The following is a 14624-nucleotide window of genomic DNA, read 5'->3' as shown; positions in this document are numbered from 1 at the left end:
AAATGAGATCTGCAAATAATTATGCCGTTTTAGTAATTTCATTTACCAATTCCAACACAAGCTCGAATTGTTCCTCACGATTCAAATGCGAATTATCAATTTCTATAGCATCTTCCGCCATAACCAAAGGGGAATCCTTACGGTGCGTGTCAATGTAATCGCGCTCTTCTACATTTGCCAAAACTTCATCAAAAGTCACAGCATCACCTTTCTTAACTAACTCATCGTAACGCCTTTGCGCTCTTGTAGTTGCGCTTGCTGTCATGAAAATTTTAAGCTCTGCATCCGGAAAAACTACAGTCCCAATATCTCTTCCGTCCATTACTATTGCTTTGTCTTTTCCCATTTCTTTTTGCTGTTCGACTAATTTGGCACGAACTTCAGAAACTTCAGCTACTTTACTCACAAAACTGGAAACTTCAATCGTTCTGATTTCGGTTTCAACATTTACTTCATTCAAATACATTTCGGCAAAACCTAAATCAGCATTGAATTTGAATTGCAATTTTATATTTGGCAAACTGTTAATTAATGTTTGTTTATCAAAAGAATCCGCATTTATGTACCCGTTTTGCATGGCAAATAAAGCTACGGCACGGTACATTGCCCCAGTATCAACGTAAATATATCCTAAATGATTCGCAAGTTGTTTGGCCAACGTGCTTTTTCCTGTCGATGAAAATCCGTCAATTGCGATGGTAATTTTTTTCAAAATATTGTATTTAAATTTTAATAATTAATCAAACTGTCCTTCCATAATTTTCAAAGGAAAAAATTATTCTTGAAAGTTAATGGTTAACCCAAAAAGGCTTGTATTTCCTGCCAATGTGTATCTGGAATACGAATAATTAAATTTCAACTTATTCAATTTAAGTCCGAAACCTAATGAAACTCCCGAAAAATTACGTTGTTCCTGAAGGCGTAATTCCTCTGCTCTTCGAAAATTATATCCCACACGCAAATTAAATGCTTTTTTTGGAAAAAGCTCTACTCCTACTATTACATGTCGCAACGCATTATTTACAAATGAAATTTTTTCTTCAGTCTCCGTTCCGTCAAATGATGATTCTGCCCTGACCGGATTTGAAAAAGCTATATTCCATTGCTGCAAATTTTCCAAAGTAAGATGCCAACGAATAGGTACATTTTCTAATTCTTGCGAAACGCCAGCAATTATTTCGAGTGGCAGCTTTTCGTTTGTAGCATTATAAGTAGAAAATTGAGTCCCAATATTTCGAATAGCCAAACCCCAATTTACATCATTTTTTTCATCTATAAAAAGTGCCCCAATATCAATTGCACCACCTAAAGAATTATAACTTTCTAAGGTAGAAGAAATTAATTTGGCGCTGGCACCTACATGAATATTGGTATAGGGAATGTTATAGGCATAGCCAAAAGAAAGGGCAATTTCACTTCCTGTAAATTCTGAGGTTGGTTGACCGTTTTCGTCATAGCCTTCAAAATTGCCATAGTTTACATAATTTACTCCAGCCTGAAAAGTTTGCAAATGTCGATCGTACGTGTACGCATAAGAAGCCGTTCCGTAAGTTACTTCCTTGAAATAGCTTCCATAATTCAAAGCCAAATGGTTGTCCATTTCAGCATTTATGGTTGCTGGATTAAAATGGGCCTGATTCACATCATCATCATAAATAGTGATTACTTTTCCTCCCAGTGCCGCTTGTCTTGGCGAAGTGACCAAATTCAAAAACTGATAGGTATACTTACCTCCTATTTGACTGTAAGACACAGAACAAATGAAAAAAGAGGTGTATAATAAAAGTTTTTTTAACATGCTTTAAAGTGCAACTTATGTAAGGTAAAACGTAAATGCGAAGATAAAATTATAAATACAATAAATGGCAACTTTAAAACCCGTAATTACAAATAAAAATTCCAAATTCTAAGCACTGAAAATCAGGTTTTAGAATTTGGAATTTTAAAATTTGGAATTAACTTTTATTTTAAATCCTTGGCATTTTTCACTTTCTGATCAGTCAAAGCATATTTCAATACTTCGCTCATTTCCTTCACATAATGAAAAGAAAGTCCTTCCAGATATTCTGGTTTTATTTCATCAATATCACTTTTGTTTTCGTGACACAGAATAATTTCTTTTATATTCGCTCTTTTTGCCGCCAAAATCTTTTCTTTGATTCCGCCTACTGGCAAAACTTTCCCACGCAGGGTAATTTCTCCTGTCATTGCCAAGTTTTTCTTCACTCGTTTTTGTGTAAACAGCGAAACTAATGACGTCAACATTGCAATACCGGCACTTGGACCGTCTTTTGGAGTAGCACCTTCCGGAACGTGCAAGTGAATATTATATTTAGAAAGTATCTCTGAATCCAATCCTAAAAGTTTCGCATTTGCCTTGATATATTCTAAAGCAATGGTTGCCGATTCTTTCATTACCGTACCTAAGTTTCCGGTAATGGTCATAGTTCCTTTTCCTGGAGAAAGCAACGATTCTATAAACAGAATGTCACCCCCAACAGAAGTCCAAGCCAAACCAGTTACCACTCCGGCAACATCATTGTTCTCGTATTTATCTCTTTCCAATCTTGGAACACCAAGTGTTTTTATGATATCTTCTTCGGTAACTTTTTTGTTATACTCCTCTTCCATCGCAACAGATTTGGCTGCATTACGGATTACTTGAGCAATTTTAGCTTCAAGACCACGAACACCTGATTCACGTGTGTATCCTTCGACGATTTTCTCTAATTGTTTTTTTCCAATAGTCAAATCTTTAGTTGTCAAACCGTGTTCTTTCAATTGTCTTGGAAACAAATGCTGACGCGCAATTTCTACCTTTTCTTCAATCGTATAGCCTGACATTTTGATGATTTCCATTCTGTCTTTCAACGCAGGTTGAATCGCTGCCATATTATTAGACGTGGCAATAAACATCACTTTAGACAAATCGTATCCCATTTCAAGGAAATTATCATAAAAAGAATTGTTTTGCTCCGGATCTAAAACTTCCAGTAATGCCGAAGATGGATCTCCTTGATTGCTATTTGATAGTTTATCGATTTCATCCAAAACAAAAACTGGATTTGAAGTTCCTGCCTTTTTCAAACTTTGAATGATTCGTCCCGGCATAGCGCCAATATACGTTTTTCTATGCCCACGAATCTCCGCTTCATCACGCAAACCACCAAGCGAAATTCTAACGTATTTTCTACCCAAAGCTTCTGCAATAGAGCGTCCAATTGATGTTTTTCCTACTCCCGGAGGTCCTGTCAAACAAATAATTGGAGATTTCATATCATTTCGCAATTTTAAAACTGCCAAATGTTCTATCATTCTTTTCTTAACGTCTTCAAGACCAAAATGGTCTCTGTCCAATATTTTTTGTGCTTTTTTTAAATCGAAATCATCTTTAGAATATTCATTCCAAGGCAATTCCAAGAACAACTCTAAATAGTTTCTTTGAATTCCAAAATCAGGCGCTTGCGGATTCATGCGTCGCATTTTAGATAATTCTTTATCGAAATGTTTTTTAGTTTTTTCGTCCCAGTTTTTAGTCAAAGACTTCTGCAACATTTCGTCCATTTCTTCTTCCTGAGAAACGCCACCCAATTCTTCCTGAATGGTTTTCATTTGTTGGTGAAGGAAATATTCGCGTTGTTGTTGGTCTAAATCAAAACGAACTTTAGATTGAATGTCATTTTTCAATTCGAGTTTTTGCAACTCAACATTCATATAACGCAACGTTTCTAAAGCTCTACCTTTCAATTCATTAATCGCTAATAAATCTTGTTTCTCTTCAACAGACAAGTTCATATTAGAAGTAACAAAATTGATCAAGAAGGATTGACTCTCAATATTTTTGATGGCAAAGGTTGCTTCGCTTGGAATATTTGGACTTTCTTTAATGATTTGAATCGCTAATTCTTTGATTGAATCCAGAATTGCTACAAATTCAGTATCGTTTTTCTTAGGTCTTTTTTCAGGAACTTCCTTGATTTTTGCAGTAATGTATGGCGTTTCAGAAACAACTGAATCAATTTCAAAGCGCTTTTTACCTTGAAGAATTACAGTGATATTACCATCAGGCATTTTTAGCACACGTAAAATGCGGGCTACAGTTCCTATTGCATGAATATCGTCTTTGGTTGGATCTTCGTCTTCTTCATTTTTTTGAGCAACAACTCCTATAGTTTTACCGGCAGCATTAGCGTCATTGATTAATTTTATTGATTTATCTCGCCCAGCAGTAATTGGTATTACAACCCCAGGAAATAAAACCATATTCCGTAACGGTAAAATAGCCAATGATTCCGGTAAAGCCTCATTATTCATTTCCTCCTCATCTTCAGGAGTCAAAAGTGGAATTAAATCTGCTTCTGAATCAAATTCCTGAAGTGACAGATTGTCAATAGTAAGTATTTTATGATTTGACATATATTATTTAAGTCTTTTTGTCATTAAAAATTTTCATTTATTAAGCAAATATAAGGATCATGCCGTTTATTTTGAATAAAATCGACATCTGACATGTATAATTCACTTCCTACTAAAAGAGACAATCATTATGCCAAAATAAAAATTAAATCTGTTTATTCTTTGGCAAAAAACAATGATTCTAAGGTTAGAATAATTTTATAATTTAAATAATATTGAACTCTATTTTAAAAAAATATAATTTAGTTTTATAAAAGTGTAACAAACGTGAAAAGGTCGAGTCCTTATAATAAACTAAAATCAGCTGTTTGAGTTTAACCAACCATAATATCGAAGAATTAATCTTGCTCTGCAGGCAAAAAAATCAAAAAGCACAGTGTGAACTTTACAATCGCTATGCAAAAGCGATGTATAATGTGTCCTTTCGTATTGTCAAAGATGTTCATTTTGCTGAAGATGTTATGCAGGAAGGTTTTTTAAAAGCATTCACTAAGATAAACGACTATAAACAAGAAGTTGCTTTTGGTGCTTGGTTAAAAAGAATAGTCGTGAACTGTAGTATCGATTTTTACAAAAAAAATAATCAATTCAAATCAGAAGACTTTGATACTACACTTTATAAAATTGAAGAAAAAGAAACGGCTTTAACTGAAATTATAGATTTCAATGAGTTAAAAGTAAAACAAATTTTAGAGGTCATCAACTCTCTGAAATATAATTACAGAATGGTTTTGACTCTTTTTTTCATCGAAGGTTATGACCAAGAAGAAATCAGCGAAATACTTAATATCAGTTATGCCAATTGCAGAACTACACTCAGCAGAGCCAAGGATTGTTTAAGAAAAAAACTAGAGGAAATATGAAAAAGGAAAATAAAAAACTAGACAAATTATTTGACAAATTTGAAAATCAATGGGACATTGAAACTATTGAAAATCATCATGAGGAACGGTTTTTAAAAAAATTAAAATCTAAGAAATCAAATTGGAAACGTTTCGTTTCTATTGGAATCGCTGCTTCTATCGTAGTTATGTTGGGACTTTCAATCTTCAATACTACTCCTAAAAAAACAGAAGAATTGCGATTTGCATCAAAAGAAACCAAACAAACAGATTCTATTTTTACCGTTTTAATTGAAAATGAATTAGAAAAAATAAGAGAGAAAAAATCACCTGAAAATGAAAAAATAATTTCCGATGCACTCAAACAAATGAGAACATTAGATAGTGATTATGAAAAAATAATTAAGGAATTAGAAACAAATGGAGAAAGCAAGCAAATTATTTATGCGATGATCAGCAATCTTCAAACCCGAATTTCTTTTTTACAAAATGTACTGTTACATATTGAAAACAATGAAAAATTAAAAAATATTTCTGATGAAAAAACAATTTAAACTACTCCTATTATTCGTTTTAATTCCATTTTTAGGATTTTCCAATGATCCTGATTATATCCATACCAAACAAAAAAATATTAAAAAAGCTTATTTCGTAAACTCGGATGCTGGTCTTTATATTGATAACTCATACGGCAATATTTCAGTAACAACTTGGGACGAAGATAAAACCGAATTGGATATTGTCATAAAAGTGAGTGGTGATAACGAAAATTGGGTCAACCAGCGCATCAACGATATTGATGTTGATATAATTGCACTGAAAGGGATGATTACTGCAAAAACCATTTTAGGAAACTCCAGTTATAAGAGTAATGGCAAAAACAATAGTTTTCAAATTAATTATACGCTCAAAATACCAAAAAATGGAAGTGTAAAACTTCATAATAAATATGGAAATATCACTACATCTGACTTGTTTTCTGATGCTGAAATTAAATGTAAATATGGCAAAATAGCTTTAGGCAGATTATCCGGAAACTCCAGTAACATCCTAGTAGAATATTGTTCTAACTCAAGTATTTCATTTTTAAAAAATGCTACTGTTACAGCAAAGTATTCGAATTTGAAAATTGGAGAAGTTGCAAAACTCGATTTAGCTTCTGATTATACGGATGTAGATATTCAAGAAAGTGATGCTGTTAAATACATCAGTAAATACGGAAATATTAAAATTCAGAATGTAAAATCATTAGATGCAACCGGAAATTATCTAACACTCAAAATAGGTGAATTATCCAATAATTTAAAACTGTCCACAAAATACAGCAATGTAACTATTGGAACTATTAATGCGAAAGCCAACACTGTAAATATTGCAGCTGGTTACACGGGATTAAACATTGGATTTGATGCTAATTATGCTTTTGATTTTAATGTGACTGTAAAATATGCCAATTTTAAATATGACAATGAATTAGAAGTAAATTCTAAAGAAGACTCAAACAACTTAAAAAAATACAGTGGTTTTTATAAGAAAAGAGGAGTTAACAATGTCTCTATAATTTCAGATTACGGAAATGTAATACTAGTAAAAAAACAATAATCTTAAAGCTTTATTTATGAAAAATTCAATCAAATTATTTGTTAGTTGTTCACTATTACTAACTACAATGGCTAATGCGCAATGGTCATCCAATGAAAAAATAAAAGGAAATGGAAAAGTAACTTCTGAAAAAAGAAGCACCGCTTCATATGATGAAATTGCAATAACAGGATTTTTTGACGTTGAATTAGTTTCTGGAAAAGAAGGAAATATTACGATAAAAGGGGAAGAAAACTTATTGTCTTACATTAAAGTCGAGGTTGTCGATCAGGTATTGAAAATTTCTACAGAAAAGAACAAATATATCAGCGTAAGCAAAGGACAACAAATTATCATAACTGTACCTTTCGAGAGTATAAATCAAGTTTCTTTGACTGGTTCTGGTGATGTAATGACTAAAAATAGCATTAAAACGAAATCATTTTCAGCTAAATTGACCGGTTCAGGTGATATGAAATTAGATGTTGAAGCAAATGACTTTGATGTTAATTTAAGTGGTTCAGGAGATATAGTTCTTGCTGGGAAAACTGAAAATTTTAACAGTAATTTAAATGGTTCCGGTGATATTGATGCCGGTGATTTGAAAGCTAAAAACGCTAAGATTACCGTTTCTGGTTCAGGAGACAGTAAAGTTTTTTGCAGTGAAAGTCTTCATGCCAGAGTTTCTGGTTCAGGAGATATTGAATACATTGGAGACCCAAAGAAAAAAGATACGAAAGTAAATGGCTCAGGAGCTATATCGAGAGCCTAATTTTAAAAATAAAAACTATTATGAAGGTGTTTTATTAATTTAAAACGCCTTTTTTTGGCACTCTTTTTAATAACAGAATACCCACAACAAAGAATACACCAAGAAATACAATTGCTAACCTTGGACTTCCCGTGATTTGATCGATAATTCCATAGATACACATTCCTATAACAATTCCTATTTTTTCAGCAACATCAAAGAAACTAAAAAAGGAAGCTGTATCATCTGTTTCAGGTAATAATTTAGAATAAGTTGAACGTGATAAAGCTTGAATCCCTCCCATCACAAGTCCTACAATTCCTGCCATAGCATAAAAATGTATTGGCAAAGTAATAAAAAATGCAATTGCACAAAATACTGCCCAAATACAGTTAATTACAATTAAAGTTGGAATATTTCCGAATTTTTCTGAGGCTCTTGAAGTGATAACTGCCCCTAGAACAGCAACTAATTGTATGATCAAAATACAAATAATTAAACCCGTAGTACTTTCAGCTTTAGAGGACCAAGCAATTTCTTGTGCTCCAAAATAAGTGGCAACTAGCATTACCGTTTGTACGGCCATACTGTACACAAAAAAACTTCCTAAATACCGTCTTAATGCAATATTTTCTTTCAATAAAAACCAAACTTTTTTCAACTCTCTAAAACCGTTAAATACAACATGATGTGTTACTTTACGGTCGGCGTTTTTATTCCCTTTTGGCAAATAATAGTACGTATATTGACTGAATAATATCCACCAAACTCCAACCATAACAAATGAATATCGCATGGCTTTCATGGCTGCTTCTCCATCAGTTCCAGTAATTCCAAAAAGTTTTGGTTTCATGATCATCGCTAAATTGATAATCAATAAAATAACACTTCCAACGTATCCAAATGAATATCCCTTGGCACTAATTTTATCTTGTTGCTCTACATAAGCAACATCTGGTAAATAGGAATTATAAAAAACTAAACTTCCCCAATACCCAATCAATCCAAAAAAATAAAATGCCAATCCAATGTATATATGTTCAAGATTAAACCAATACAATCCCATACAAGAAAGCGCTCCCAGGTAGCAAAAGAATTTCATAAATGATTTTTTATCCCCCACATAATCTGCAATACCAGACAATAAAGGCGAAATAAAAGCCACTAATAAAAATGCTAAAGCGGTAATAAAGCTAATTAAAGCTGAATTTTTTAGATGCAAGCCAAAAACATCAATGTAGTGATCACGCTCAGAAAATAAAGCTTCATAAAAAATAGGAAATACAGCAGATGCAATAGTTAGTGTATAAACTGAATTTGCCCAATCATAAAAAGCCCAAGCGTTTAATAATTTTTTACTCCCTTTTTCTAAATCTGCCATGTTTATTTTTTTAGGATACGAATTTATTTATTTTTTGCTAAGAACGATATAAAAAGTAAATATTTATGCATTAACAAATCATTAATGAGTAAAGAGATGCATAATAATTATGACTCATATTCAAAAAAAAACAGGCTATCCATTTTAAGGACAACCTGTTTAGATATTTTATAATAATAAGTTACTATTTGTAAATAATACCAACTTTAGCCGCTAGAGCTTTAGCTTCTGGGATTAATGCTTTTAAGTTTGCAATTCTTGTAGCGTCAGAAGGGTGCGTACTCATAAATTCTGGGGGTGCTTGTCCAGAAGATTGGGCAGCCATTCTAGACCAAAAAGTAATTGATTCATCTGGATTATACCCCGCAATTGCCATTAAAGTAAGTCCAATTTTATCTGCTTCAGTCTCGTGATTTCTACTAAAAGGAAGCATTACACCAAACTGAGAACCTAATCCATATGCTTGACCCCATATTTGCTGCGTTCGTTCACTTTTACCAGATGTTCCAACAGCTATAACTTGGCCAAGTACCTCTTGAGCTTGTCCGGCACTCATACGTTGCGCACCGTGATTTGCTAAGGCGTGAGAAACTTCATGTCCCATTACAGTCGCTAAACCAGAATCATTTAATGTAACTGGTAAAATCCCTGAATAAACAACAATTTTCCCTCCTGGCATACACCAAGCGTTCACTTCTTTATTGTCAATTAATTTATATTCCCAACGGTAATCTTGCAAATATTGTGATTGACCTAAATAAATTAAATATTTTTCTGCAGCAGCTTTAATTCTCATCCCTACAGTTTCAACTTTTCTAGCATCGGCAGTTCCGGTAATTACCTTATTTTCTTTTAAGAAAGTCCCATATTGTTGAAACGATGTTGGAAACAACTCACTATTAGAAACAAAATTTAAATTTTTTTTCCCTGTTATAGGATTCGTTGCACAAGAATAAACTAATCCTACTGCAAAAATCCCTACTATTAAATGCTTTTTCATAATTTTAGATTTTAAATATTAAACAAAAATACAATTATTATAAACATTTAAATTTACATAATTAAATGTAAAAGTATCAACTTTTTTGTTATTCACCAGTAATATGAAATGCCGTAAACCCTTTATCAACAATCAAGTAACCTTCATTTTCTAAAGTATTTTTATCAAATGACACCTCTACATTATCAATTTCGATCATTTTGACTTTAAATGGTAATCCAATAAGATTTATTTTATATTTAGAATAATTCGTATCGTATTTTCCTTCTTTATGCAACTGAATAATCAGCTCTTTCTCTTTACCGGTTGTTTGAAATGATAAGAAGCTGTATCTCCCCTTTTTATAATCATACCCATCTTGGGCATCTTCATAAACCACTGATTTTTCTTTTCCTTCTTTGTAGTAAATATCTAGTGTTAACTCATCAAATTCTAACTCTCCAACATATTGCTGAACAGGATATTTAGGAATGATTGCCCCAGCTTTTACAAAAATTGGAATCTGATCAAATTTAGTATCTACCCAAATTTCTTTTCCTCCTTTTACTTCTTCGTTGGTCCAATAATTATACCATTGTCCTCGAGGAATATACATCCTTCTTCCTAAAGCATTTGGCTCTAAAATTGGACAAACTAATATTTGATTACCAAAAACAAATTCGTCATTTCTGTAATGCGTTTGAATATCGTCCTGATCATAATACACTAATGGTTTCAGCATGGGAATTCCTTCCTCAATATATTGCCAAAACATAGTATATAAATACGGTAATAATTGATATCTTAAATTGACAAATTTTCTGGTGATATCGATAACTTCTTCATCAAAAGCCCATGGCTCCTGATCACCATGATCTCCAGAAGAGTGCGTTCTGCAAAAAGGATGAAAAACACCTAATTGAATCCAACGTGCATATAATTCCCCTGAAGGCTGTTCAGCAAATCCACCAATATCTGATCCTGTGAAACCCATTCCCGAAATAGACATGCGCTGCACTTGAATATTTGCAATCCATAAATGTTCCCAAGTCGCAACATTATCTCCTGTCCAAGAAGACGTGTAGCGTTGTGCTCCAGCGTATGCTGATCTTGTTATTACAAAAGGCCTTTTTGGATAAGCAAATCGTTTCACACCGTGATACGTTGCCCTCGCCATTTGTGTACCGTAAATATTGTGTGCTTTTCTATGACTGCAAGGATTTCCATCGTAATCATGGCGTACATCCATAGGAAACGTTTTATTAGGAACCTCCATAACCGCAGGTTCATTCATATCGTTCCACACTCCTTTTACTCCAATATCTGAAATTAATTCTTTGAATAATCCCGCCCACCATTCTCTTACTGCTGGATTTGTATAATCCGGAAAATTACATTCTCCTGGCCAAACTTTCCCTTTCATGTATGGACCATCAGCTCTTTTGCAGAAATAATCTTTTTCTAAAGCTTCTTTATATATAGCGTATTCTTTATCAATTTTTATTCCCGGATCAATAATAACCACTGTTTTAAAACCGTCTTCGGCTAATTCAGCCACCATTCTTTTTGGATCTGGGAAATATTCTTTGTTCCAAGTGAAACATCGAAAACCTTCCATATAATCAATATCTAAATACAGTGCATCACATGGAATTTTCAACTCTCTAAATTTAGCTGCAACTTCTTTTAAATTACTTTCCGGATAGTAACTCCACTTACATTGGTGGTATCCAAGTGCCCAAAGCGGCGGTAATTCAGGTTTTCCGGTCAAATCAGTATAGGTAGTAACAACATCTTGCATTTGTGGTCCGTAAATGAAATAGTAATTCATTTCTCCACCTTCTGCCCAATAACTCGTTACGTTTCTTCTTTCATGACAAAAATCAAAATAGGTTCTAAACGTATTATCAAAGAAAATACCATAAGATTGTTTGTTTTGTAATCCAATATAAAACGGAACTACTTTATACAACGGTTCCTGGTCTTTTTGAAAAGCATATTGATCCGTTGCAAAATTTTCCAGTCTCTTACCTTTCAAATTCATTTGAGTTGCTTTATCACCAAGTCCGTAAAAGCATTCCCCATCTTTTGAAGCCTTACTCATTTTTACGATATTTCCCCCGTATTCATAGCTTTCTTCCCAATGGAAACCCAATTCATCCTCTAAAATAATATTGTCCTCCAAATCAAAAATAGACAACCTCATATCTATTTTTTGAATTCTACATTTTACCTTACTGGTTTTTATCTGATAATAATCCTCTACTTCAGAAACCTCAAGAAAATTATATCCATGAGAATGACTTTTATCAACTGCATAAGAAAAATCGTTACTAAAATACCCTTTTGTCGTAAATCTAAACCGGATTAGACTATCTCTTAATACGGTTACTTTTAATATGACACTATTATCGGTATGAAAAAATATTGAATCTACTTCATGCTCAAAAGAAGTTATTTTTGTGGGATATAAATCGCCTTTATATTCTAATTCTGTATTTGTAATCATTTTATATGGTATTAATTTTAATCTTTTCCTAGAACTCAAACTTACAAAATTACTTTGTAAACAGTTATATATGTGGGTTTTATTCGCGAAAACGTTATAGTGTATTTTAATATAAAAATCAACTATATATAATAATGGTTTCCATTATAAATGAAAACCATTAGTTATTCTTATTTTAAAAAAAGAACCCTTTTATACTTATGAAATTTTAAAAACGGTTACACTTAATGGCGGTAAAAGCAACTCTGTCGAATAATCTCTTCCATCATAAGGCATAGCTTCAATTGCTATTTTTTTAGCGTTAGAAACTCCACTTCCTCCATAATTTGCAGCATCACTATTAAAAATCTCTGTCAATTTTCCTTTTTTAGGCAAACCAATTCGGTAATTAGGGCAAACAACTTGTGTGAAATTACACACTACAATTACATCCTCTTTTGGGTCATTTCCTTTACGAATGAAAGACATTACCGCATTTTGATGATCAGAATAATTAATCCATTCAAAACCTTCCGGACTGAATTGTTTTTCATGCAATGCAGGTTGTGTTTTATACAATTTATTCAAATCTGTAATCAATAGTTTTACCCCTTCATGATACGGATATTGCAACAAATGCCAATCTAAACTTCCTTCAAAATTCCACTCACTACTTTGTCCAAATTCACTTCCCATAAACAACAATTTAGTTCCGGGATGCATAAACATGTAGCCGTATAGTAATCTTAAATTCGCGAATTTCTGCCATTCATCTCCTGGCATTCTTCCCGCTATCGATTTTTTCCCATATACTACTTCGTCATGCGAAAGCGGTAACATGAAATTTTCTGAAAAGGTATAGGTCATCGAAAAAGTTAAATCATTTTGATGGTACTTTCTATACACCGTATCTTTTTGAAAATATTCTAAAGTATCGTGCATCCAACCCATCATCCATTTCATACCAAAACCTAAACCACCAACAGATGTAGGTCTGGAAACCATTGGGAACGAAGTACTTTCCTCTGCTATAGTTTGAGCGCCTTCATAATTTAGATAAACGGCTTCATTAAATTCTTTCAGGAAACTAATCGTATCCAGATTTTCTCTTCCTCCGTAAATATTGGGTTCCCATTCACCATCATTTCTGGAATAATCCAAATACAACATCGAGGCAACTGCATCTACTCGTAAAGCATCTGCATGATAATGATGCAACCAAAATAATGCATTACTGATTAAGAAGGAACGAACTTCATTTCGTCCATAATTAAAAACTAAACTTTTCCAATCCGGATGATAGCCTTTTCTTCGGTCTGGATGTTCAAAAAGATTCGATCCGTCAAAAAATCCTAAACCATGGGCGTCATCTGGAAAATGAGAAGGAACCCAGTCCAGAATTACTCCAATTCCTGCTTCGTGTAATTTATCTACTAAATGCATGAATTCTTGCGGATTCCCAAAACGAGAAGTTGGCGCAAAATATCCTACCAATTGATATCCCCAAGAAGGATCATAAGGGTATTCCATAATTGGCATAAACTCCACGTGAGTAAAACCAGTTTCTTTTACATAATTTACTAAATCTTCGGCAAATTCTACATAGGTCAAAAAACGATTTCCTTCTGTATGGCGTTTCCAAGAACCTAAATGGACTTCATAAACAGAATAAGGTTTGTCTAAACCATTATGATTTTGACGCGTTTTCATCCAGTTTTTATCTTTCCATTTATACTCTAAATCCCAAACTACTGATGCCGTATGTGGGGGTTTTTCACAATAAAAAGCAAACGGATCGGCTTTCTCTGTTATTATCCCACCATTATTGGATTGTATTTTATATTTATAGGTTGTCCCCTTTTTGATGTTTGGAATAAATCCTTCCCAAATACCGGAAGAATCCCAACGGACTTGCAACAGATGCTCTCCTTGTGTCCAAAAATTGAAATCTCCAACAACCGATACCGAATGAGCCGTAGGAGCCCAAACGGCAAAATAAACACCATCTACTCCGTCAACCGTTATAAGATGTGCGCCTAGTTTTTCGTACAGCCGGAAATGTTTCCCTGATTTGAATAAATCGATATCAAAATCGGTAAAAAGGGAATGCGAGATAACTTTACTCATATAACAATTGTATAATTCTATTTTTAGAAAAAGAATAGAATATTATTTTTAAGAAAAAA

11 protein-coding genes are annotated in these 14624 nt (G+C 33.2%); 4 read left to right on the top strand and 7 right to left on the bottom strand.

The window, feature by feature from the left end:
• Positions 1-19: 19 nt before the first annotated feature.
• The 3 genes from cmk to lon form a co-directional block, all read right to left on the bottom strand.
• On the bottom strand, positions 20-712 hold the full coding sequence (gene cmk / locus Q1W72_RS16630) for a (d)CMP kinase (RefSeq protein WP_302136552.1): 693 nt from the start codon (positions 710-712) through the stop codon (positions 20-22).
• Positions 713-775: 63 nt separating this feature from the next.
• Positions 776-1798 carry a type IX secretion system protein PorQ gene (porQ, locus tag Q1W72_RS16625; protein WP_302136550.1) on the bottom strand — a complete coding sequence of 341 codons (1023 nt, stop codon included), beginning with the start codon at positions 1796-1798 and terminating at the stop codon, positions 776-778.
• A 164-nt stretch (positions 1799-1962) separates the two neighbouring features.
• Positions 1963-4416, bottom strand: coding sequence for an endopeptidase La (lon, locus tag Q1W72_RS16620; protein ID WP_302136549.1), 2454 nt, complete (start codon positions 4414-4416; stop codon positions 1963-1965).
• Between the two features lie 308 nt (positions 4417-4724).
• On the opposite strand from lon, the gene Q1W72_RS16615 reads away from it, so the two are divergent.
• The 4 genes from Q1W72_RS16615 to Q1W72_RS16600 are packed head-to-tail and all read left to right on the top strand — an operon-like array spanning position 4725 to position 7611.
• Positions 4725-5279: an RNA polymerase sigma factor gene (locus Q1W72_RS16615; RefSeq protein WP_302136547.1), complete on the top strand. Its 555-nt coding sequence runs from the start codon at positions 4725-4727 to the stop codon at positions 5277-5279.
• Positions 5276-5812: an anti-sigma factor gene (locus tag Q1W72_RS16610; RefSeq protein WP_099716329.1), complete on the top strand. Its 537-nt coding sequence runs from the start codon at positions 5276-5278 to the stop codon at positions 5810-5812. The genes Q1W72_RS16615 and Q1W72_RS16610 overlap by 4 nt, the downstream gene beginning before the upstream one ends.
• Complete coding sequence (locus Q1W72_RS16605) at positions 5796-6860, top strand: hypothetical protein (protein ID WP_302136546.1); 1065 nt, start codon at positions 5796-5798, stop codon at positions 6858-6860. Before Q1W72_RS16610 ends, Q1W72_RS16605 begins: the two co-directional genes overlap by 17 nt.
• 16 nt (positions 6861-6876) lie before the next feature.
• Positions 6877-7611, top strand: coding sequence for a head GIN domain-containing protein (locus tag Q1W72_RS16600; RefSeq protein WP_099715430.1), 735 nt, complete (start codon positions 6877-6879; stop codon positions 7609-7611).
• Between the two features lie 34 nt (positions 7612-7645).
• Here the strand turns inward: Q1W72_RS16600 and Q1W72_RS16595 are convergent, their stop codons facing one another.
• The 4 genes from Q1W72_RS16595 to glgB form a co-directional block, all read right to left on the bottom strand.
• A complete protein-coding gene (locus Q1W72_RS16595) occupies positions 7646-8971 on the bottom strand; it encodes an MFS transporter (protein ID WP_302136544.1) in 1326 nt (441 codons plus the stop codon).
• A gap of 184 nt (positions 8972-9155) precedes the next feature.
• Positions 9156-9971, bottom strand: a complete 816-nt coding sequence (locus tag Q1W72_RS16590; protein WP_302136542.1) for a M48 family metallopeptidase — start codon at positions 9969-9971, stop codon at positions 9156-9158.
• 88 nt (positions 9972-10059) lie between these two features.
• Entirely contained in the window at positions 10060-12459 is a 2400-nt protein-coding gene (locus tag Q1W72_RS16585) for a glycoside hydrolase family 31 protein (protein ID WP_302136541.1), read from the bottom strand.
• A 198-nt stretch (positions 12460-12657) separates the two neighbouring features.
• Positions 12658-14565, bottom strand: coding sequence for a 1,4-alpha-glucan branching protein GlgB (gene glgB / locus Q1W72_RS16580; protein ID WP_302136540.1), 1908 nt, complete (start codon positions 14563-14565; stop codon positions 12658-12660).
• Positions 14566-14624: the final 59 nt, after the last annotated feature.

This window comes from Flavobacterium sp. ZE23DGlu08 (assembly GCF_030505335.1).
Classification (GTDB): Bacteria; Bacteroidota; Bacteroidia; order Flavobacteriales; family Flavobacteriaceae; genus Flavobacterium; species Flavobacterium algoritolerans.
The sequence above is the reverse complement of the archived record's forward strand: the minus strand, read 5'-3'. Positions and strand labels throughout refer to the sequence as shown.